At 68.0% G+C, this 20,037-nt stretch carries 16 protein-coding genes; 9 read left to right on the top strand and 7 right to left on the bottom strand.

The window, feature by feature from the left end:
* Positions 1-103: 103 nt before the first annotated feature.
* The 4 genes from rplI to rpsF all read right to left on the bottom strand — a co-directional run bounded on the left by rplI (position 104) and on the right by rpsF (position 1,822).
* Entirely contained in the window at positions 104-550 is a 447-nt protein-coding gene (gene rplI / locus ACFY1U_RS17560) for a 50S ribosomal protein L9 (protein WP_189984877.1), read from the bottom strand.
* 18 nt (positions 551-568) lie between these two features.
* On the bottom strand, positions 569-805 hold the full coding sequence (rpsR, locus tag ACFY1U_RS17555; RefSeq protein WP_003949403.1) for a 30S ribosomal protein S18: 237 nt from the start codon (positions 803-805) through the stop codon (positions 569-571).
* A gap of 57 nt (positions 806-862) precedes the next feature.
* Positions 863-1,450, bottom strand: coding sequence for a single-stranded DNA-binding protein (locus ACFY1U_RS17550; RefSeq protein WP_344403207.1), 588 nt, complete (start codon positions 1,448-1,450; stop codon positions 863-865).
* Positions 1,451-1,531: 81 nt separating this feature from the next.
* The gene (rpsF, locus tag ACFY1U_RS17545; protein ID WP_115907086.1) at positions 1,532-1,822 is read right to left on the bottom strand and encodes a 30S ribosomal protein S6; all 291 of its coding nucleotides are present in this window, start codon (positions 1,820-1,822) and stop codon (positions 1,532-1,534) included.
* A gap of 286 nt (positions 1,823-2,108) precedes the next feature.
* Between rpsF and ACFY1U_RS17540 the strand changes: the two genes are divergently transcribed.
* From ACFY1U_RS17540 to ACFY1U_RS17530, 3 genes are all read left to right on the top strand, one after another.
* Positions 2,109-2,423: a hypothetical protein gene (locus ACFY1U_RS17540; RefSeq protein WP_390694988.1), complete on the top strand. Its 315-nt coding sequence runs from the start codon at positions 2,109-2,111 to the stop codon at positions 2,421-2,423.
* A gap of 179 nt (positions 2,424-2,602) precedes the next feature.
* The gene (gene femX, locus ACFY1U_RS17535; RefSeq protein ID WP_390694987.1) at positions 2,603-3,724 is read left to right on the top strand and encodes a peptidoglycan bridge formation glycyltransferase FemX; all 1,122 of its coding nucleotides are present in this window, start codon (positions 2,603-2,605) and stop codon (positions 3,722-3,724) included.
* A gap of 101 nt (positions 3,725-3,825) precedes the next feature.
* Positions 3,826-4,857: an alanine racemase gene (locus ACFY1U_RS17530; RefSeq protein WP_365834097.1), complete on the top strand. Its 1,032-nt coding sequence runs from the start codon at positions 3,826-3,828 to the stop codon at positions 4,855-4,857.
* Positions 4,858-4,971: 114 nt separating this feature from the next.
* Here ACFY1U_RS17530 and ACFY1U_RS17525 read toward each other — a convergent pair whose 3' ends face one another.
* Positions 4,972-6,480 carry a glycosyltransferase family 87 protein gene (locus ACFY1U_RS17525; RefSeq protein ID WP_390694986.1) on the bottom strand — a complete coding sequence of 503 codons (1,509 nt, stop codon included), beginning with the start codon at positions 6,478-6,480 and terminating at the stop codon, positions 4,972-4,974.
* Between the two features lie 131 nt (positions 6,481-6,611).
* The gene (locus ACFY1U_RS17520) at positions 6,612-9,284 is read right to left on the bottom strand and encodes a transglycosylase domain-containing protein (protein WP_390694985.1); all 2,673 of its coding nucleotides are present in this window, start codon (positions 9,282-9,284) and stop codon (positions 6,612-6,614) included.
* Positions 9,285-9,636: 352 nt separating this feature from the next.
* Between ACFY1U_RS17520 and ACFY1U_RS17515 the strand changes: the two genes are divergently transcribed.
* The 4 genes from ACFY1U_RS17515 to ACFY1U_RS17500 all read left to right on the top strand — a co-directional run bounded on the left by ACFY1U_RS17515 (position 9,637) and on the right by ACFY1U_RS17500 (position 13,430).
* Positions 9,637-10,320 (top strand): helix-turn-helix transcriptional regulator, encoded by a 684-nt coding sequence (locus tag ACFY1U_RS17515; RefSeq protein WP_390694984.1) that lies wholly within the window; start codon positions 9,637-9,639, stop codon positions 10,318-10,320.
* Positions 10,321-10,364: 44 nt separating this feature from the next.
* On the top strand, positions 10,365-11,447 hold the full coding sequence (locus tag ACFY1U_RS17510; RefSeq protein WP_099930060.1) for an inositol-3-phosphate synthase: 1,083 nt from the start codon (positions 10,365-10,367) through the stop codon (positions 11,445-11,447).
* Positions 11,448-11,534: 87 nt separating this feature from the next.
* On the top strand, positions 11,535-12,797 hold the full coding sequence (locus ACFY1U_RS17505; RefSeq protein WP_390694983.1) for an MFS transporter: 1,263 nt from the start codon (positions 11,535-11,537) through the stop codon (positions 12,795-12,797).
* 123 nt (positions 12,798-12,920) lie between these two features.
* On the top strand, positions 12,921-13,430 hold the full coding sequence (locus ACFY1U_RS17500; RefSeq protein ID WP_390694982.1) for a hypothetical protein: 510 nt from the start codon (positions 12,921-12,923) through the stop codon (positions 13,428-13,430).
* A 101-nt stretch (positions 13,431-13,531) separates the two neighbouring features.
* Here the strand turns inward: ACFY1U_RS17500 and ACFY1U_RS17495 are convergent, their stop codons facing one another.
* Complete coding sequence (locus ACFY1U_RS17495; RefSeq protein ID WP_390694981.1) at positions 13,532-14,974, bottom strand: CCA tRNA nucleotidyltransferase; 1,443 nt, start codon at positions 14,972-14,974, stop codon at positions 13,532-13,534.
* A 259-nt stretch (positions 14,975-15,233) separates the two neighbouring features.
* Here ACFY1U_RS17495 and ACFY1U_RS17490 point away from each other — a divergent pair, with 259 nt between their 5' ends.
* Together ACFY1U_RS17490 and murJ are read left to right on the top strand one after the other, a co-directional pair.
* Positions 15,234-17,624 (top strand): DUF6049 family protein, encoded by a 2,391-nt coding sequence (locus ACFY1U_RS17490; RefSeq protein ID WP_390694980.1) that lies wholly within the window; start codon positions 15,234-15,236, stop codon positions 17,622-17,624.
* 44 nt (positions 17,625-17,668) lie between these two features.
* Complete coding sequence (gene murJ, locus ACFY1U_RS17485) at positions 17,669-19,945, top strand: murein biosynthesis integral membrane protein MurJ (RefSeq protein ID WP_390694979.1); 2,277 nt, start codon at positions 17,669-17,671, stop codon at positions 19,943-19,945.
* Positions 19,946-20,037: the final 92 nt, after the last annotated feature.

The raw sequence follows: 20,037 nt of genomic DNA, 5'->3' as shown, positions 1-20,037 counted from the left end.
CGTGAAACACGGGCGGTCCCGCACCGAACCGGAGCACGAAGAAGGGGCGACACCCTGCATGGGTGCCACCCCTTCCCTCAGCTGTTCAAGCCGAGCGCGGCGGTCAGGCCGCGACAACCTCGATGTTGACCTTGGCGGCAACCTCGGGGTGCAGACGCACCGACGTCTCGTGAGCGCCCAGCGTCTTGATCGGCGCGCTCAGCTCGATGCGGCGCTTGTCGACCTCGGGGCCACCGGAGGCCTTGATCGCCGAGGCGATGTCGGCCGGGGTGACGGAACCGAAGAGACGACCGGCGTCGCCGGAGCGAACGGCCAGACGGACCTTGACGCCCTCGAGCTGGGCCTTCACCTGGTTGGCCTGCTCGATGGTCTGGATCTCGTGGATCTTGCGAGCACGGCGGATCTGCTCGACGTCCTTCTCGCCACCCTTGGTCCAACGGATGGCGAACTTCCGCGGGATCAGGTAGTTGCGAGCGTAACCGTCCTTGACGTCGACGACGTCGCCCGCGGCGCCGAGGCCGGAGACCTCGTGGGTGAGGATGATCTTCATGTTTCGGTCACCCTTCCCTTATCGCGCGGTGGAGGTGTAGGGCAGCAGCGCCATCTCACGGCTGTTCTTGACGGCCGTGGCGACGTCACGCTGGTGCTGCGTGCAGTTGCCGGTCACGCGGCGGGCACGGATCTTGCCGCGGTCGGAAATGAACTTCCGCAGCATGTTCGTGTCCTTGTAGTCCACGTACGTGACCTTGTCCTTGCAGAAAGCGCAGACCTTCTTCTTAGGCTTGCGCACAGGCGGCTTCGCCATGGTGTTTCTCCTGTGTGATCAAGAAGTTTGGGTACGACCCGCCCTCCGGCCAAAGGCCTAGAAGGGGGGCTCGTCCGAGTAGCCGCCGCCACCGCCGCCGGAGTTTCCACCCCAGCCGCCGCCACCGCCGCCCTGGTTGCCACCGGCGGGAGCGCCGGTCGCCCACGGGTCGTCGGCGGGAGCTCCGCCGCCCTGCTGGCCGCCGCCGGAGTTTCCACCCCAGCCGCCGCCACCCTGGCCGCCACCGCCGCCGTAACCGCCCTGACCCTGCCCACCGCGGCCGGCGGTCTTGGTGACCTTGGCCGTGGCGTTGCGCAGGCTGGCGCCGACTTCCTCGACGTCCAGTTCGTAGACCGTGCGCTTGACGCCCTCACGGTCCTCGTAGGACCGCTGCTTCAGCCGGCCCTGCACGATGACGCGCATGCCTCGCTGGAGCGACTCGGCGACGTTCTCCGCCGCCTGACGCCAGACCGAGCAGGTCAGGAAGAGGCTTTCGCCGTCCTTCCACTCGTTGGTCTGACGGTCGAAGGTGCGGGGGGTGGACGCGACACGGAACTTCGCGACCGCCGCACCGGAAGGGGTGAAGCGCAGCTCGGGGTCATCGACAAGATTGCCGACGACCGTGATGACGGTCTCGCCTGCCATGGGGGAACCTCTCGGCGGGTTTGCTGCTGGCTGCTTTGTGGTGCTGCTACTCGGATCCCGAGATCAGCTGAGCGGGAGAGCTCAGTGGGTCTCGGGGCGGAGGACCTTGGTCCGGAGGACCGACTCGTTCAGGTTCATCTGGCGGTCGAGCTCCTTGACGACCGCAGGCTCGGCCTGCAGGTCGATGACCGAGTAGATGCCCTCGGGCTTCTTCTTGATCTCGTACGAGAGACGACGACGGCCCCAGGTGTCGACCTTCTCGACCTTGCCGTTGCCCTCGCGGACGACGGTGAGGAAGTTCTCGATCAGGGGGGCGACAGCGCGCTCCTCCAGATCGGGGTCGAGGATGACCATCACCTCGTAGTGACGCATGTGGAACCCACCTCCTTTGGACTCAGCGGCCACGGTCGTTCCGTGGCAGGAGGGTCGTGATGCGTACGCAACGGTATCGGCCGCCACTGACAATCGGGGGTCGGCGAGCGACATCCCCGTTCTGGCCTGGACGGTTCCCTGGCTCTGCCTGGGCAGACACCGGTGCAGACGGTACAGACTACCTGCACACCCGCTTCCGGTTGAAATCCGGCCGCGAGGACCGTCAATCTGTACACATCGGGTGTGCATGGCGCTACGATGCGCCGTCTTCCGCAGGAGGTGCCCCATGGCACAGGCATTGCGACCCAACACCGTCGGAGGCCTTTTCGCCACGGACGGAAAGCCCCACCCCATCCAGGACACGCTGCTCGCGGTGACCCTGGTTGTCGGGGTGACGGCGTTCGTGACGGGCTTCTTCCACCACCTGCACCTGCTCAGCTCCTGGGCCGGCCTGGTGGGGATCCTCACCGGCGCGTACGGCCAGTGGATCTCGGAGACGACCCGCGAGCGCTTCGGACTCATCCTGGGTCTCGGGGCCTCGGCAGTCGGCTTCTTCCTCGGCATGGCGCACGGCGGCCTCTTCGGTGGGCTCATCGGCTGAAGCCAGGGACACCGGCTCTCCAACCCCAGACAAAGCACCACTGAACGCCCCGGCGGCCAACAAGCCGGGGCGCAGGTTCCGTACGCCCAGTCGGGGCGCTCGCAAGGCGCAGTAGGCTTCGGCGCGAGAGCCGGAGCCCCTGTACCCATGGGGACACACCAGCCCGAGGAGCGCCCCGAATGAGCCTGACCCTGAGGACGATCAGCCGCGAGCAGCATCTGGCGTACATCCAGAGCCTGCCCTCGGCGAGCCACATGCAGGTTCCGGCCTGGGCCGACGTCAAGGCGGAGTGGCGCTCCGAGAGCCTCGGCTGGTTCGACGAGCGCACCGGCGAGATGGTCGGTGCGGGCCTCGTCCTGTACCGCCAACTCCCCAAGATCAAGCGCTACTTGGCCTATCTGCCCGAAGGCCCGGTCATCAACTGGTTCGCGCCGAATCTGACCGAGTGGCTGGAACCGATGCTCGCGCACCTCAAGCAGCAGGGTGCCTTCTCCGTGAAGATGGGCCCGCCGGTGATCATCCGGCGCTGGGAGGCGGGCTCCATCAAGCAGGGCATCCAGAACCCGGACGTGAAGCGGCTGCGTGACATCGAGGCCGACTTCATCGAGCCGCGCGCCTTCGAGGTCGCCGACAAGCTGCGCCGTATGGGCTGGCAGCAGGGGGAGGACGGCGGGGCCGGCTTCGGCGACGTACAGCCCCGCTATGTCTTCCAGGTGCCGCTGGCGAACCGCTCCCTGGAAGAGGTCCACAAGAACTTCAACCAGCTGTGGCGCCGCAACATCAAGAAGGCCGAGAAGGCCGGCGTCGAGGTCGTCCAGGGCGGTTACCAGGATCTCGATGAATGGCAGAGGCTGTACGAGATCACGGCCGTACGCGACCATTTCCGGCCGCGCCCGCTGTCGTACTTCCAGCGCATGTGGACGGCTCTCAACACCGAGGACCCCAACCGCATGCGGCTGTACTTCGCCCGGCACAACGGCGTGAATCTGTCGGCGGCGACGATGCTGATCGTCGGCGGGCACGTCTGGTACTCCTACGGTGCCTCCGACAACATCGGCCGTGAGGTCCGGCCCTCCAACGCGATGCAGTGGCGGATGCTGCGCGACGCATACGCACTCGGCGCGACCGTCTACGACCTGCGCGGCATCTCCGACTCCCTGGACGAGACCGACCACCTCTTCGGCCTGATCCAGTTCAAGGTGGGCACGGGCGGCCAGGCCGCCGAGTACCTCGGCGAGTGGGACTTCCCGCTCAACAAGCTGCTCCACAAGGCACTCGACATCTACATGTCGCGCCGCTGAGATCCGGCGGCCCCGGCCGTCTGCTTCGACACGTACGACTGCTTCGTTCGCTTCCACACATCTGATGCACCGCAGCCACCAGAAAGGTTCCAGGTCCGGCCATGGCGCTCACGCTCTACGTCGACACCGCGCGCTGGCGTGCGCACCACAAGCACGTGCAGGACCAGTTCCCGGGCCTTGTCCCGGTCTGCAAGGGCAACGGCTACGGCTTCGGGCACGAACGGCTGGCGGAGGAGGCCACGCGGCTGGGCTCGGACGTCCTCGCCGTCGGCACGACGTACGAGGCCGCGCGCATCAAGGACTTCTTCGGCGGTGACCTGCTGGTGCTGACGCCGTACCGGCGCGGCGAGGAGCCCGTCCCGCTGCCCGACCGGGTCATCCGCTCGGTGTCGTCGGTGGACGGCGTGTACGGCCTCGTGGGGGCCCGTGTGGTCATCGAGGTGATGTCCTCGATGAAGCGGCACGGCATCAGCGCCCAGGACCTGCCGCAACTGCACGCCGCCATTGAGAACGTCCGCCTCGAGGGCTTCGCCATCCACCTGCCGCTGGACCGCACGGACGGCTCCGACGCCGTCGAGGAGGTCATCGGCTGGATGGACCACCTGCGTGCCGCCCGCCTGCCCCTGCACACGATGTTTGTCAGCCACCTCAAGGCCGACGAACTCCACCGGCTGCAGCAGCAGTTCCCGCAGACGCGCTTCCGCGCCCGCATCGGCACCCGGCTGTGGCTGGGGGACCACGAGGCCACGGAGTACCGTGGCGCGGTTCTGGACGTCACGCGGGTCGCCAAGGGGGACCGTTTCGGCTACCGGCAGCAGAAGGCCGCCTCCGACGGCTTCCTGGTGGTCGTGGCGGGCGGCACGTCGCACGGGGTGGGGCTGGAGGCCCCGAAGGCACTGCACGGTGTCATGCCGCGCGCCAAGGGCGTCGCCCGGGCCGGCCTCGCCACGGTGAACCGGAACCTTTCTCCGTTCGTCTGGGGCGGCAAGCAGCGCTGGTTCGCGGAGCCGCCGCACATGCAGGTCTCCATCCTGTTCGTGCCGGCGGACGCACCGGAACCGAAGGTCGGCGAGGAACTGGTGGCCCATCTGCGGCACACCACCACGCAGTTCGACCGCATCGTCGACCGCTGAGCAAGGGCGTCAGCCAACCGAAAGGCCGTACACGGGAGCTCCGTGTACGGCCTTTTCACGCGTCGCCGTGAGGTCGGCTCCATGGGTCGCCCACCGCCGCCGACACCTGTTCGCTCAGAGCGAACCGTCCGGGGAAGCTGCCGTTCCCCGCTTGCCCCATTCGACCTGCGGCCCGTCGAAGTGGGCCGCGTGGCGCGGCGGATGGGCCGCAGCGCCAAGAGCGAAGACGTCCTCCGCGCCGTCCAGCACGCCCCCTGACGGGTCGTCGTCACCGGCCCGGCGCACCGGATCCCGCTCCGGCATGAGGATGTCGCGCACGATGACCCCGCACAGGTAGAGCGTCCCCAGCAGGTGCACGCCGATGGCCCAGTGGTAGCCGTCCTGCGGCAGCCCCTTGTGAGCGTCCCCGCTGGTCGTGTACGCGAGATACAGCCAGATACCCAGGAAGTACGTGACCTCGCACGCCTGCCAGATCAGGAAGTCCCGCCACTTCGGCCGGGCCAGCACCGCGAGCGGGACCAGCCACAGGACGTACTGCGGGGAGTAGACCTTGTTGGTGAGGATGAACGCCGCGACGATCAGGAAGGCGAGCTGGGCGAAGCGCGGGCGACGCGGAGCGGTCATGGTGAGCGCGGCAAGACCCACGAAACACAGCACCACCAGCGCCGTGGCCAGGTTGTTCACGGTGTCGGTGCTGAGCGGATCGGTCGAGTTCTGAGCCATGATCAGCCAGAACGACCCGAAGTCCACACCCCGGTCATGGCTGAACTTGTAGAACTGCGACCAGCCGTCCCAGGCGAAGAGCATCACCGGCAGGTTCACGACGAACCAGGCGACGACTGTTCCTGCCACGGCCTTGCCGAAGTCCCGCCACTTCCCCGCACGCCAGCACAGCAGGAACAGCGGGCCCAGCAGGAACACGGGATAGAGCTTGGCCGCCGTGGCAAGCCCCAGGAGGACGCCGAACGCGAGTGAGCGGCTCCGGGACCACATCAGCATCGCCGCGGCCGTCAGAGCGACCGCCAGCAGGTCCCAGTTGATGGTGGCGGTCAGCGCGAAGGCGGGCGCCAGGGCGACCAGCAGACCGTCCCAGGGGCGCCGGGCGTGCGTCCGGGTCACGCAGACCACGATGACGGCCGCGCACACCATCAGCATCCCCGCGTTGACCACCCAGTACCACTGCTCCTGGTCCTGGATGCTGCCGCTGCCCGGCGTGAGCCAGGCGGCGACCTCCATGAACACGCCGGTCAGCACGGGGTACTCGAGGTACGGCATGTCGCCGGAGAGCTTGTCGAAGTACGGCACGAGCCCGTCGGCGAAACCGCGCCCCTGATAGAGATGCGGGATATCCGAGTAGCACGCCTTCGTGTACTGCGAGCTGGCACCGAAGAACCAGGCGCCGTTGTAGCAGGGCGCCTTCTGGATCAGTCCGAGGGCGAACATGCCGATCGCCACGAGCGCGACCACCCGCACCGGAGTCCACCAGGACGTCCCGAGCAGGGCGCGCCGCCCCAGGGGGCCGCCGATCAGCTCGCTGCCCGACGCGGCGACCTCGTCCTCCGTGGTCGGCCGCACGGGGCCCTGCTCGTGCACGCTCGCTTGCGTCGATTCTGCGCTGGCCATGCCGCACATCCTGCCGTACGTGTCTAGGAATACGCCGAGGGCCGCCGCAACCACTCAGGTGCGGCGGCCCCTGTTTCACGTGAAACGTCGACATGTTTCACGTGAAACGCCCGTGTCGGGTCCAGCGACGACTAGCCGGCGGGGCCTCCGAAGAGCCCTCCGTTGCCGTTGCCTCTGTTGTTTCCGGTACCGGACGTGTCCGTGGCCGTCGGCGACGGGGTCACGCCCCCGTCGGTGCCGCCGGTGTCCGTACCGCCGGTGCTCGTGCACTGCCAGCCGAACCTGCACGACTCGCTCGCCGAGGGGGACGGGCTCGTCAAGGTCTCGCTGGGTGTCGGACTCGGTGAAGGACTCGTGAGGGTCGCACTGGGCGTCGGAACGGCCGTCGGGCTCGGCACGTCGTTGATGACTTCACCGATGGGCTCCGGGGTTGGGAAATCCTTCGGCGGATCGTTCTTCAACGCCTGCGCCATGTAGTCGTGCCAGATTTCGGCCGGGAACGACGCACCGTGGATCTTCTTCTGACCGCCCGTGCCATACATCTCCAGGAAGGTGCGGTTCTTCTCCGACTCGTCGTCGTTGTAACGGAACATCGTGATCGACGTGGAGAGCTGCGGGGTGTAGCCCACGAACCAGGCGGACTTGTTGCCGTCGGTGGTACCGGTCTTACCGGCCACCTGCCGTCCGGGCAGTTGGGCAGCGGTACCCGTGCCCTTGTCGACCACGGTCTTCAGCACATCGGTGACGTTGTCGGCGACCTTCGCAGTGAACGCGTCGTTGGGCTTGTCCGTGTGGGTGTAGACCGTACCGTCCTGGCTCGTGACCTTCGTGACGGAGAACGGTTCACGCTGCTGGCCGCTGGCCGCGAAGGTGGCATACGCGCCCGCCATGCGGATCGCGCTCGGGTCGGAGATACCGATGGAGAAGGACGGGAAGCTGGTACCGGCCAGGCTGTTCTCCTTGAGGCCGGCGTCAATGGCCGCCTCCTTCACCTTGTCCAGGCCGACGTCCATGCCGAGCTGCACATAGGCGGAGTTCACCGACTCCCGCATCGCCTCACGCAAGTCGATCTGGTACTTGGGCGGACTGCCGTACGACTCGTTGCCGTCGTTGGTCTGCAGCCACTCCTCACCCTTGTCGTTCTTCCAGACCGTCTTGTCGTAGTCCTCGATCTTGAGCTTGTTCTTACCGCTGTACAGGCTCTTCGGGGAGACGGGGGTGCGTTCGTCCTGCGCCTGCTCCGGGCCGAGGCTCTTGTCCCGCACCCCCCACTTCATCGCCGCCGCCAGCACGAACGGCTTGAAGGTCGAACCGACCTGGGCGCCGGTGACGTCGGCGTTGTTGGTGAAGTGCTTGGTTGCGTCCTCACCGCCGTAGATGGCCTTGATGGCACCGGTCGTCGGATCCACGGAAGCGCCGCCGAACTGGACGTGTGTGTCCGTCTTGGGGCGCTCCTTGGGCTTGATGTTGGTCTTCTGGACGTTCTTGACCGAAGCCTCGAGCTCCTTGACCTTCTTCTTGTCGAAGGTCGTGTAGATCGAGTAGCCGCCCCGCTGCAGGTCGTCGGCGGAGATATTGGTGTTGTTGATCAGATACGCCTTGGCCAGGTCCACGAGGTAGCCGACCTGGCCGGCGAGCTGGGTGTTCGACCGCGGGTTCTTCACGTCGGGGAGCTTGGTGTACTTGGCTCGGGTCGCCGCGTCCAGACGGTGGTACTGGACCATCTTGTCGAGCGTGTTCTGCATCTGGCGCAGCGCACGCTTGCTGTTGGCCTCCGGGGTGGCCGCCGGGTCGATGGAGGTGGAGCCCGCCGGGTCGTAGTACGTGGCGCCCTTGAGCATCGCCGCCAGGAACGCGCACTCGCCCGGGTTCAGCTCGACGGAGTCCTTGTTGAAGTACGCGCGGGCGGCCGCCTGGATGCCGTAGGCGTTGCGCCCGTAGTACGCGGAGTTCAGGTAGCCCTTCATGATCTCGTCCTTCGAGACCGTGGCGCCCACCTTTATGGAGATGAAGATCTCCTTGAACTTACGCGTGATCGTCTGTGACTGGTCGCCCAGCCGCGCGTTCTTGACGTACTGCTGGGTGATGGTGGAGCCACCCTGGGTCTCGCCGCCCCGGGCCATGTTGAACACGGCGCGGGCGATGCCCTTCGGGTCGATGCCGCTGTCGGTGTAGAAGGTCTTGTTCTCCTGCGAGACGACGGCGTACTGCATCGCCTTGGGGATCTGCGAGAGGTTGACGATCTGCCGGTTCGTCTCACCACCCGTGGCGACCATCTCGCTTCCGTCGGCCCAGTAGAAGACGTTGTTCTGCGCCTTCGCGGTGTCGGCGACGTTCGGGACGCTCACCATGGCGTACCCGATGCCCGCCACCGCCACCAGGCTTCCGATGAAGCCGATGAACAGGCCTGTCACCAGCTTCCACGACGGCATCCAGCGACCCACGCCGTACTTGCCCGCGCGCGGATAGTCGATCAGGCGCTTTCTGCCGGGATCGGGTGCTCGCCCTCTGCCCCGTCCCGGCCCGCCTGGGCCGCCGGGCGCGCCGCGTCGACCTCCGCGGCCGGGCTCGGCCGCTCTGCGGCGGCCGCCTCCAGTTCTCTGTGCCGCGCGGCGGGCTTCGGCGCGGCCGCCGTGCGACCGCTCCTCGTCAGTCGACCCCTGGCCCAGTCCGTAATCGGCCGGGGACCCGGTTGCGCCTCGCGGTGCCGCGCGGCGGCCGGAGGACGAGCCGGACTGGCCGCGTCGGGCCGCGGCACGTCCGCCTCCCTGCGGCTGCGGCGGTTTGCGACGGTGCTCGCTCATCGAACGACTACTCCTCGGGCAGGCGCACCTTTGCGCGCCTGGAAACGGCGGCTGGTTTCCGGTCCCCCCGAAGTACGGATGTGGTCGATCCCGCATTCACCCGTACTGCGCCGGGAGCCATGACACCCCCTGGTGTCACTCGGCTCCCGGTGGTTTGCATGCCGCACAGACTACGCACCGCCAAAACCCACTGAGCCCCAGAGTTCACCCCAAATCAGGCAACTTGCCTCTGATGAATAAGTGATGTGATCCCGTTCACCGTCTCCCCACTTGTCGCATCCGGAAGGCCGTTCTATCGTCTTGATGTATCGAGTCGATACATCGGTGCGAGATAAGGCAAGGAGGCGAGCGGATGAGCCGGCGTTCCGGGATCCTTGAGTTCGCCGTACTCGGCCTGCTCCGCGAGTCCCCGATGCACGGCTATGAACTGCGGAAACGACTCAATACGTCACTGGGTGTGTTCCGTGCGTTCAGCTACGGAACGCTCTATCCCTGCCTCAAGACGCTGGTCGCCAACGGCTGGTTGATCGAAGAGCCGGGACACACCCCCGAGGACGCCCTCGCGGCGCCGCTCGCCGGGCGTCGAGCGAAGATCGTCTACCGGTTGACGGCGGAAGGTAAGGAGCACTTCGAGGAGCTGCTCTCGCAGACGGGCCCCGACGCGTACGAGGACGAGCACTTCGCCGCCAGGTTCGCCTTCTTCGGGCAGACGTCGCGCGACGTACGCATGCGCGTGCTGGAGGGCCGCCGCAGCCGGCTGGAGGAGCGCCTGGAGAAGATGCGCGCCTCCCTGGCGCGCACCCGGGAGCGCCTCGACGACTACACGCTTGAGCTCCAGCGCCACGGGATGGAGTCCGTGGAGCGCGAAGTGCGCTGGCTGAACGAGCTCATCGAGAGCGAGCGGGCCGGACGGGACCGGAAGGGCCCCGCCTCCGGGGGGTCCGCTCAGCAGAACAACACATCTGGAGCGCCGGGCGTCCTGCCCCGTCCCGGGGACACCCCTGGGACGGATACGCCCGACGACACCGCCACGTGAGAGTCCAGTCAGGGCCTCACTCGTACACACAGGGAGCAACCGGAATGGGTTCGGTTCGCGTAGCCATCGTCGGTGTGGGCAACTGCGCCGCGTCGCTGGTTCAGGGAGTCGAGTACTACAAGGACGCCGACCCGGCGTCCAAGGTCCCCGGCCTGATGCACGTCCAGTTCGGCGACTACCACGTCCGTGACGTCGAGTTCGTCGCCGCGTTCGACGTCGACGCGAAGAAGGTCGGCCTCGACCTCGCGGACGCCATCGGCGCCTCGGAGAACAACACCATCAAGATCTGCGACGTGCCCACCTCCGGTGTCACCGTCCAGCGCGGCCACACCCTCGACGGTCTCGGCAAGTACTACCGCCAGACCATCGAGGAGTCCGACGCCGATCCCGTCGACGTCGTCCAGGTCCTCAAGGACAAGCAGGTCGACGTCCTCGTCTGCTACCTGCCCGTCGGCTCCGAGGACGCGGCGAAGTTCTACGCCCAGTGCGCCATCGACGCCAAGGTCGCCTTCGTCAACGCCCTTCCGGTCTTCATCGCCGGCACCAAGGAGTGGGCGGACAAGTTCACCGAGGCGGGCGTCCCGATCGTCGGTGACGACATCAAGTCCCAGGTCGGCGCCACCATCACGCACCGCGTCATGGCGAAGCTGTTCGAGGACCGGGGCGTCATCCTGGACCGCACGATGCAGCTGAACGTCGGCGGCAACATGGACTTCAAGAACATGCTCGAGCGGGAGCGCCTCGAGTCCAAGAAGATCTCCAAGACGCAGGCCGTCACCTCCCAGATCCCCGACCGGGACCTCGGCGAGAAGAACGTCCACATCGGCCCGTCCGACTACGTCGCCTGGCTGGACGACCGCAAGTGGGCCTACGTCCGCCTCGAGGGCCGCGCCTTCGGTGACGTCCCGCTGAACCTGGAGTACAAGCTCGAGGTCTGGGACTCCCCGAACTCCGCGGGTGTCATCATCGACGCCCTGCGCGCCGCGAAGATCGCCAAGGACCGCGGCATCGGCGGTCCGATCCTGTCGGCCTCCAGCTACTTCATGAAGTCCCCGCCGGTCCAGTACTTCGACGACGAGGCCCGCGAGAACGTCGAGAAGTTCATCAAGGGTGAGGTCGAGCGCTAAGCGCTGACACAACTGCTCCTGCCAGGGCGTCGAGGGTCCCCGGGTTGCAACGCCCGGGGACCCTCCCCGTATGTGAGGCTGTGCCCCATGGCCGTCGTCCGTGATCTGCGCACTCTTCTGCGCTTCGCGAACTTCCGGCGCCTGCTCGCCATACGCCTGCTTTCCCAGGGCGCCGACGGCGTGTACCAGGTCGCACTCGCCGCCTACGTCGTCTTCTCGCCGGAGAAACAGACCTCGGCCACCGCGATCGCCTCCGCCATGGCGGTCCTGCTGCTCCCGTACTCCCTGGTGGGCCCCTTCGCAGGCGTCCTGCTGGACCGCTGGCGCCGCCGCCAGGTCTTCCTCTACGGCAATCTGCTACGCGCCATGCTGGCGTCGGCCACAGCCGTCCTGATCCTCAGTCACGCCCCTGACTGGCTCTTCTACGTCTCCGCGCTCTGCGTGACCGCCGTCAACCGTTTCGTCCTCGCGGGACTGTCCGCAGCGCTGCCGCGCGTCGTCGACGCCGAGCGGCTGGTGATGGCCAACTCCCTTTCCCCAACTGCCGGCACGCTCGCGGCGGCCGCGGGCGGCGGTCTCGCCTTCGTCGTACGGCTGGTTGCGGCGGACTCCGACGCCGCCGTGGTCCTGCTGGGCGCCTTCCTGTATCTGTGCGCGGCGCTCGCGTCGCTGCGCCTGGCACCGGAACTGCTCGGGCCGGAGGCCGAGTTGGTGCAGCCGAGGCTGGCCACGGCGCTCACCGGCACGGCCCGCGACCTGACGGCAGCTGTACGACACCTCGCCGCACCGCCACGCCGGGAGGCAGCCTGGGCACTCGTCACGATGACCCTGATGCGGTTCTGCTACGGCGCGCTGCTGGTCATGCTGTTGATGCTGTGCCGGTACACCTTCGCCTCGACCACGACCGAGGGGCTGCGTCTGCTGGGGCTGGCGCTGGGGACTTCCGCCGCCGGCTTCTTCGCGGCGGCCGTGGTGACGCCCTGGGCTGCGGGACGCCTCGGGCCGGGCCGCTGGATCGCGGTGTGCGCCGCGGCGGCCGCCGTCCTGGAACCCGCCCTCGGTCTTCCCTTCGCCACCGCTCCGATGCTGGTCGCGACGTTCGTCCTCGGCCTCACCACCCAGGGTGCGAAGATCGCGACGGACACGGTCGTGCAGTCCTCCGTCGACGACGGCTTCCGGGGCCGGATCTTCTCCGTCTACGACGTCCTGTTCAACGTCGCCTTCGTCGGCGCCGCGGCGGTGGCAGCACTGATGCTGCCACCGGACGGCCGCTCCGTGCCGCTGGTGATCACAGTCGCCATTGTCTACGGGGTGGTTGCTGCGGCTATGGCCCGCTTTGAACGCCGGTAAGTGTCATATCAGTGCCACAGAGTCTCTCCGGGTCACGGAAGTGTCAGTGGCAGCCGATAACTTACCGGGGTCTTACACGGCTCTTATGCGCGCCGCTCACCAACTCTTCAGGGGGACCCTCAAGTGACCACTCCGCCCCAGGGCCAGAACCCGTTCGCACAGGGCCAGCAGCCCTACGGCCAGCCCCAGGGCCAGGCACCGTACCCGCCGCAGGCCCCGGCGCCTTATCCGCCCCAGGGCGGCTACCCGCAGCAGCCGGGTCACCCCGGGTTCCCCCAGCAGGCCACCGCGCCGTACGCGCCGATTCCTCCGCAGCGGCCGAAGCGCGGCATCAAGCAGTACCTGCGCATCGGGGTCGTCATCGTCGCCCTCATAGCCGCCGGAGTCGGCTATCTCGCGAGCCGCCATGACCCCGACACCGCCAAGGTCGGCGACTGCATGAGCATCAGCAACCCGGAGAGCACCACCGATCCGGGCCTCAAGGTCGTGGACTGCAACAGCTCGAAGGCCAAGTACAAGGTCGTCCAGAAGAAGAGCGACGACTCCGGCTGCGACCGCACCAAGTACGCCGAGTACACGGAGACCGGCAGGAGCGACTTGACCCTCTGCCTCACGCCGTACTCCGCCAAGTAAGGGTTCACCCACACGCCTGGGGCGGTGTTTCACGTGAAACACCGCCCCCACCGCGCATCCCGGGTCATGTTTCACGTGAAACATGACCCCGTTTCACAGCCTCAGCTCTGCTCAGCCCACCATCCCTTGAGCGCCGCCACCGCCGAGCCATGCTCCATCGGCCCGTTCTCCAGCCGCAGCTCGAGCAGGAACTTGTACGCCTGGCCGATGGCCGGCCCCGGGCCGATTCCCAGGATCTCCATGATCTGGTTGCCGTCGAGGTCGGGACGGATCGCGTCCAGTTCCTCCTGCTCCTGGAGCTGGGCGATGCGCTCCTCCAGACCGTCGTACGCCCGCGACAGCGCCACCGCCTTGCGCTTGTTCCGCGTCGTGCAGTCCGAGCGGGTCAGCTTGTGCAGGCGGTCGAGAAGAGGACCGGCGTCACGGACGTAACGGCGGACCGCAGAGTCCGTCCACTCGCCGGTCCCGTACCCGTGGAACCGCAGGTGGAGTTCGACCAGACGTGAGACGTCCTTCACCAGCTCGTTGGAGTACTTGAGAGCCGTCATGCGCTTCTTGGTCATCTTCGCGCCGACCACCTCGTGGTGGTGGAACGAGACCCGGCCGTCCTGCTCGAAACGGCGAGTGCGCGGCTTGCCGATGTCGTGCAGCAGCGCGGCCAGGCGGAGAGTCAGGTCCGGGCCGTTCTCCTCCAGCGCGATCGCCTGTTCCAGGACGATCAGCGTGTGCTCGTAGACGTCCTTGTGCCGATGGTGCTCGTCACGCTCCAGCCGCAGGGCCGGCAGCTCGGGCAGCACATGGTCCGCGAGACCGGTCTCGACCAACAGCGTCAGACCCTTGCGCGGGTTCGCGGACAGGATCAGCTTGTTCAGCTCGTCCCGTACCCGCTCGGCCGAGACGATCTCGATCCGGCCGGCCATCTCCTTCATGGCCGTCACGACCTCAGGGGCCACTTCGAAGTCGAGCTGCGCGGCGAAGCGTGCCGCCCGCATCATCCGCAGCGGATCGTCGGAGAAGGACGCCTCAGGAGTCCCCGGGGTACGAAGGACGCGTGCAGCGAGGTCGCCCCGTCCGTCGTGCGGGTCGATGAACTTCTTCTCCGGAAGTGCGAGGGCCATCGCGTTGACGGTGAAGTCACGACGGACGAGGTCTTCCTCGATGGAGTCGCCGTACGACACCTCGGGCTTGCGTGAGGTGCGGTCGTAGGCCTCCGACCGGTAGGTCGTCACCTCGATCTGGAAGCCGTCCTTCTGCGCCCCCACCGTCCCGAAGGCGATGCCCACCTCCCACACGGCATCCGCCCACGGACGGACGATCTTGAGGACGTCCTCGGGGCGGGCATCGGTCGTGAAGTCGAGGTCATTGCCGAGCCGGCCGAGCAGCGCGTCCCGGACCGAGCCGCCGACCAGGGCGAGCGAGAACCCGGCCTCCTGGAAACGGCTGGCGAGGTCATCGGCGACAGGATCCACCCGCAGCGGTTCGCTCGGCACGCGGCGCGGCTCCTGGCTCGGGGCACTGAGGTGGGCTTCGTTGGCGTTCGGCACAACAGAAGAGGGTACGTGGCCCGGGCGACCGCAAGCGCCTCCATAAAACGTCCACGGACACCTCAGTGGATACGTGCACGAGCACTGTTCTTGGGGCGTACAGGTCGCGCTTCTCTTTATACGTGTAGATAAAGGACAGGTCGGCCCTGGCCCCCGATCTTGTCCGGCAGTCCGCGGCACTTCCCCTCAGCGCGCATCGTTACCATGCGTGGACGCACATTCCGACGACCACTGACGACGACGAGGGACGGACGAGCGCGTGGCCGAGGCGGCAGACTTCCAGGGGACGAATCCCTCACCTGCCCGCCGGTGGCTGCGGCGCACCGGAGCACTGCTCGCAGGAGCGCCTCTGCTGGCCGGCCTCCTCCAGCTGCCCTCAGCGGCTTCCGCGAACGCCGCTGGTCAGATCTCCTTGCAGGACGCCTCAGGGTCGGGCTCGGTGGCCGTCGCCCTCGACTCGCTCAGCCCCGAGGTCCCCACGGACGGGGACACGCTGACTGTGTCGGGCACCGTGACCAACAACGGCAAGCAGACGGTCACCGGCGCCCATGTGGGACTGCGCGTGGGGCGTCAGCTCAACACACGCTCGGCCGTCGAGGACGTCACCCAGAACAGTGGCAGCCTCCGGCGCGCGACCGGCTCGGAGATCGGCGGCAAATACGTCGAGAAGTTCTCCCAGCTCACTCCAGGCGTCGCTGAGCCCTTCAGCATCTCCGTGCCGGTCGACAAGCTGAACCTCGGTGACGACGGGGTCTACCAGTTCGCCGTCTCACTGTCCGGCGAGACTGCCGCGCAGCCGTGGGACCAGGTCCTCGGAATCCAGCGGACCTTCCTGCCCTGGCAGCCCGACGAGGCCGGCACCAAGACGAAGACGACGTTTCTGTGGCCGCTGGTGTCCACCGTCCACATGACGGCGGAGACGGGATCGAACGAGCAGCAGACACCGGTCTTCCTCAATGACGATCTCGCCAAGGAGATCTCCCCGGGCGGCCGCCTGGACGAGATGCTCTCCCTGGGCGAGAGCCTCGACGTCACATGGGTGATCGACCCGGACCTGCTGGCCTCGGTCGACGCGATGACCCGCAACTATCGCGTCCGGGCCGCCGGCAACAGCACCACGGCGGGCACGCACCAGGCGGTCGCCAAACAGTGGCTCGCCGAGCTGCAGAAGGCGGTGGCCGACAAGGAGGTCGTCGCGCTGCCCTTCGCCGACCCGGACCTCGCCTCCCTCGCCCACAACGGCACGAGCGTGACCGGTTCGCTGAGCCACCTCAAGGAGGCCACGGACGTCGTCGCCAACACGGTGGAGCCGATCCTCCACGTGAAACCGAGCACGGACTTCGCCTGGCCCGTGGACGGCGCCGTCGACCCGTCGATCGTGAAGGTCGCCACCTCCGCCGGCGCCGACCAGGTCATCGCGCGCAGCGACAGCCTCCAGGAGACCGGCAGCCTGTCCTACACCCCCTCCGCGGCGCGCCCGATCGGCGGCGGCACCACGGCGGTGGTCGCGGACGCCCGCCTGTCGGAGGCGTTCGAGGGCGACCTCACGACGGCCTCCGACAGCACGCTCGCCGTGCAGCAGTTCCTTGCCCAGAGCCTCGAGCTCAACCTGCAGACGAACCAGCAGCGCAGCATCGTCGTCGCTCCGCAGCGCATGCCCACGACCCACCAGGCCCAGGCCATGGCCGACGCGCTGTCGGCCCTCCAGGGCGGCAACTGGTCCGAGACCCAGAAGCTCGCGTCGGCCGCCAGGGCCAAACCGGACCCGGGAGCCACGACGAGGGTGCCGTCGACGTCCGCGTATCCGTCCTCGCTGCGCAAGCAGGAGCTGCCGCGCTCTGCCTTCCAGAAGATCGCGACCACACAGGACGAACTCGACAACTTCAAGGTGATCCTCAGCGACGAGTCCCGCGTGGTGACCCCCTTCGGACGCGCCATGAACCGCGGGATGTCCACGTCGTGGCGGGGTAGCCCGACCGCGGCGGCGAACTTCCGCAGCGACGTCGACAACCACCTCACCGATCTGACCGGCCAGGTCAAGCTGATCGACAAGTCCGACACCAAGCTCTCCGGACGCAGCGCCACGCTCCCCGTGACCGTCCAGAACAATCTGGTACAGGGTGTCCAGCACCTGACGCTGCGCCTCACCTCGACGAGCCCCACCCGCCTCCAGATCGGCGGTCACGCCTACCAGGAGCAACCCGTCACGGTCTCCGGCGGGCACAGCCAGACGGTGAAGTTCACCACGACGGCCAAGGCCAATGGCCAGGCCACGGTGGTCGCCCAGCTGTACACGGAGGACGGCCAGGAATACGGCAACGCCGTCACCTTCGACGTCAAGGTGACCAGCATCACGGCCACCGTGATGCTGGTCATCGGCGGCGGCTTCCTCCTGCTCGTCCTCGCCGGCTTCCGGATGTACACGCAGCGCAAGCGCGCGGCCGCCCGTGAGGCCGAGGAGGGCGGTCCCGACGAGGCCGACGAGCCCGCCGAGGGGCCGAAGAACCCCGAGGACCCCGAAGACCGTCTCAAGGAGGAGTCCGGCACCGACGCCCGGGCAGACGACCCTGAGCAGCCGAGTGACCCGACACCGGACACCGCACCGGAAAGCACCGACCCGTCCGGCACGGGTGAGAGAGTGGACCGTTGAGGATGTCGTGGCCGGTGGGCCCGGGACGATGAGGTGGGGTAACCATGAACGCGCCGTACGACGGTGACCGCGGCCAGGCCGCGGGCAGCTCGGGCCCCCCCGAGGGCCCGCTGCCCGAGCACGGCCAGGTACCGCCGCAGCCCCCCGCGGACATGTACCTCCAGGACGCCTACGACCAGGACCCCTACCGGGCACAGGACCTCTCCGCGCAGGACCCGGTCGCCGAGGCCCTCTACGACCGTGCCGCGCACCCCCCGCCGCCACCGGGGACCTACCAGCCGCAGCAACCGCTGTACGCCCAGCCGCCTCAGTCCCCGTACGCCCCCGACTCCCGGGTCTGGGCCCAGACACCGGCGCCGGAACCGGACGGCCCGAGCCAGTACCTGCCGTACGGCGACGACCCCCGCACCACCCAGTACGTGGGCGTCGACGACCTGGTCACCCGTGCCGGCGAGGAGCGCCACGAGCCGGACGCCTTCGCGCATCTCTTCCGGGACCAGCAGCAGAACGGCGGATACCCCCCGTCGGAATCCCCGTCCGTGCCCGGCCCGGCGGCCGCGCCGGGCGCGTCCTCACCGACCGCGCAGTACCAGGCTCCGGCGGCGCCCGCCTCCGCGACCGACCAGACCATGGACCTCGGCACCACGCCGCCCGCGGCTCCGGTGCCCCCAGCAGCTCCTGTGGCCCCGGCGAAGAAGAGCGGGGGGCTGCTCAAGTCGAGCGCCGTGATGGCCGCGGGCACGATGGTCTCCCGCCTCACCGGCTTCATCCGCTCCGCACTGATCGTCTCGGCGCTGGGCGTCGGTCTGCTCGGCGACACCTTCCAGGTCGCCTACCAGCTGCCCACGATGATCTACATCCTGACCGTCGGCGGCGGCCTCAACTCGGTGTTCGTGCCACAGCTCGTGCGCGCCATGAAGGAGGACGAGGACGGCGGCGAGGCCTACGCCAACCGTCTGCTGACCCTGGTCATGGTGGCGCTGGGCGCCCTCACGGTCCTCGCGGTCCTCGGCGCGCCGCTCCTGATCCGCCTGCTGTCGGACTCGGTGGCAAGCGATCCGGCGGCCAACGAGGTGGGCGTCACCTTCGTCCGCTACTTCCTGCCCTCGATCTTTTTCATGGGCGTCCATGTGGTGATGGGGCAGATCCTCAACGCCCGAGGGAAGTTCGGCGCCATGATGTGGACGCCGGTCCTGAACAACATCGTCATCATCGTGACGCTCGGCATGTTCATGTGGGTCTACGGCACCGCGGCGACCTCCGGCATGAAGGTCACGACCATCCCGCCGGAGGGCCAGCGGCTCCTCGGCATCGGTGTGCTGCTCGGCCTCGTCGTCCAGGCGCTGGCGATGATCCCGTACCTGCGCGAGACCGGATTCCGGCTGCGGCTGCGGTTCGACTGGAGGGGCCACGGCCTCGGCAAGGCCGTGACGCTCGCCAAGTGGACCGTCCTGTTCGTCCTCGCCAACCAGGCCGGCGCGATCGTCGTCTCGCAGCTGTCCACCTCGGCCGGCAAGGCCTCACCCGTCGACGGCACCGGCTTCGCCGCCTACGCCAACGCCCAGCTGATCTGGGGCCTGCCGCAGGCGATCATCACCGTCTCCCTGATGGCCGCCCTGCTGCCGCGCATCTCGCGCTCGGCGGCGGAGGACGACAGCGGTGCCGTCCGCGACGACATCTCCCAGGGCCTGCGCACCACTGCCGTAGCCATCGTGCCGATCGCCTTCGGTTTTCTCGCCCTCGGCATCCCGATGTGCACGCTGATCTTCGGCTCCTCGGGCATCAGTGAGGCCACCAACATGGGCTTCATGCTGATGGCGTTCGCCCTCGGCCTGATCCCGTACTCCGTGCAGTACGTCGTCCTGCGCGCGTTCTACGCCTACGAGGACACCCGGACGCCCTTCTACAACACGGTCATCGTGGCCGCGGTCAACGCGGGAGCCTCAGCGCTGTGTTACGTCACCCTGCCGGCCCGCTGGGCCGTGGCCGGCATGGCAGCCTCGTACGGCCTCGCCTACGCGATCGGCGTCGGCGTCGCCTGGAACCGGCTGCGCAAGCGGCTCGGCGGCGACCTGGACGGCGCCCGCGTCCTGCGGACGTACGCCAGGCTCTGCATCGCCTCGGTGCCCGCAGCGGCCCTCAGCGGCGCGGCCTGCTACGAGATCGGCCACACGCTCGGCCAGGGCGTCGTCGGATCCCTCGCGGCCCTGCTGGCGGGCGGCGCGGTCCTGCTCGGGATCTTCTTCCTGGCCGCCCGCAAGATGCGGATCGAGGAACTGAACTCACTGGTCGGCATGGTCCGCGGGCGTCTGGGGCGCTGACGCGGGGGTACGCGCACAACCATCGTCCGCCACCGCGTGTCGTGCATAGCGGCGGACTGTGGGCACAATTGGTTTCGGCGTCGGACAGCGCG

Source organism: Streptomyces sp. NPDC001351 (assembly GCF_042896045.1).
In the GTDB taxonomy this organism is placed as follows: Bacteria; Actinomycetota; Actinomycetes; order Streptomycetales; family Streptomycetaceae; genus Streptomyces.
This window is presented reverse-complemented; position numbering and strand designations above follow the sequence as displayed.

Bases quoted from the DNA above. Each gene is read 5' to 3' on its own strand.
- ACFY1U_RS17505 (WP_390694983.1), top strand. From the start codon at position 11,535: ATGGCCGTCGTCCGTGATCTGCGCACTCTTCTGCGCTTCGCGAACTTC.
- ACFY1U_RS17520 (WP_390694985.1), bottom strand. From the start codon at position 9,284: ATGAGCGAGCACCGTCGCAAACCGCCGCAGCCGCAGGGAGGCGGACGT.
- ACFY1U_RS17540 (WP_390694988.1), top strand. From the start codon at position 2,109: ATGGCACAGGCATTGCGACCCAACACCGTCGGAGGCCTTTTCGCCACG.
- rpsR (WP_003949403.1), bottom strand. From the start codon at position 805: ATGGCGAAGCCGCCTGTGCGCAAGCCTAAGAAGAAGGTCTGCGCTTTC.
- ACFY1U_RS17515 (WP_390694984.1), top strand. From the start codon at position 9,637: ATGAGCCGGCGTTCCGGGATCCTTGAGTTCGCCGTACTCGGCCTGCTC.
- ACFY1U_RS17530 (WP_365834097.1), top strand. From the start codon at position 3,826: ATGGCGCTCACGCTCTACGTCGACACCGCGCGCTGGCGTGCGCACCAC.
- rplI (WP_189984877.1), bottom strand. From the start codon at position 550: ATGAAGATCATCCTCACCCACGAGGTCTCCGGCCTCGGCGCCGCGGGC.
- rpsF (WP_115907086.1), bottom strand. From the start codon at position 1,822: ATGCGTCACTACGAGGTGATGGTCATCCTCGACCCCGATCTGGAGGAG.
- ACFY1U_RS17510 (WP_099930060.1), top strand. From the start codon at position 10,365: ATGGGTTCGGTTCGCGTAGCCATCGTCGGTGTGGGCAACTGCGCCGCG.
- ACFY1U_RS17525 (WP_390694986.1), bottom strand. From the start codon at position 6,480: ATGGCCAGCGCAGAATCGACGCAAGCGAGCGTGCACGAGCAGGGCCCC.
- murJ (WP_390694979.1), top strand. From the start codon at position 17,669: ATGAACGCGCCGTACGACGGTGACCGCGGCCAGGCCGCGGGCAGCTCG.
- ACFY1U_RS17550 (WP_344403207.1), bottom strand. From the start codon at position 1,450: ATGGCAGGCGAGACCGTCATCACGGTCGTCGGCAATCTTGTCGATGAC.
- femX (WP_390694987.1), top strand. From the start codon at position 2,603: ATGAGCCTGACCCTGAGGACGATCAGCCGCGAGCAGCATCTGGCGTAC.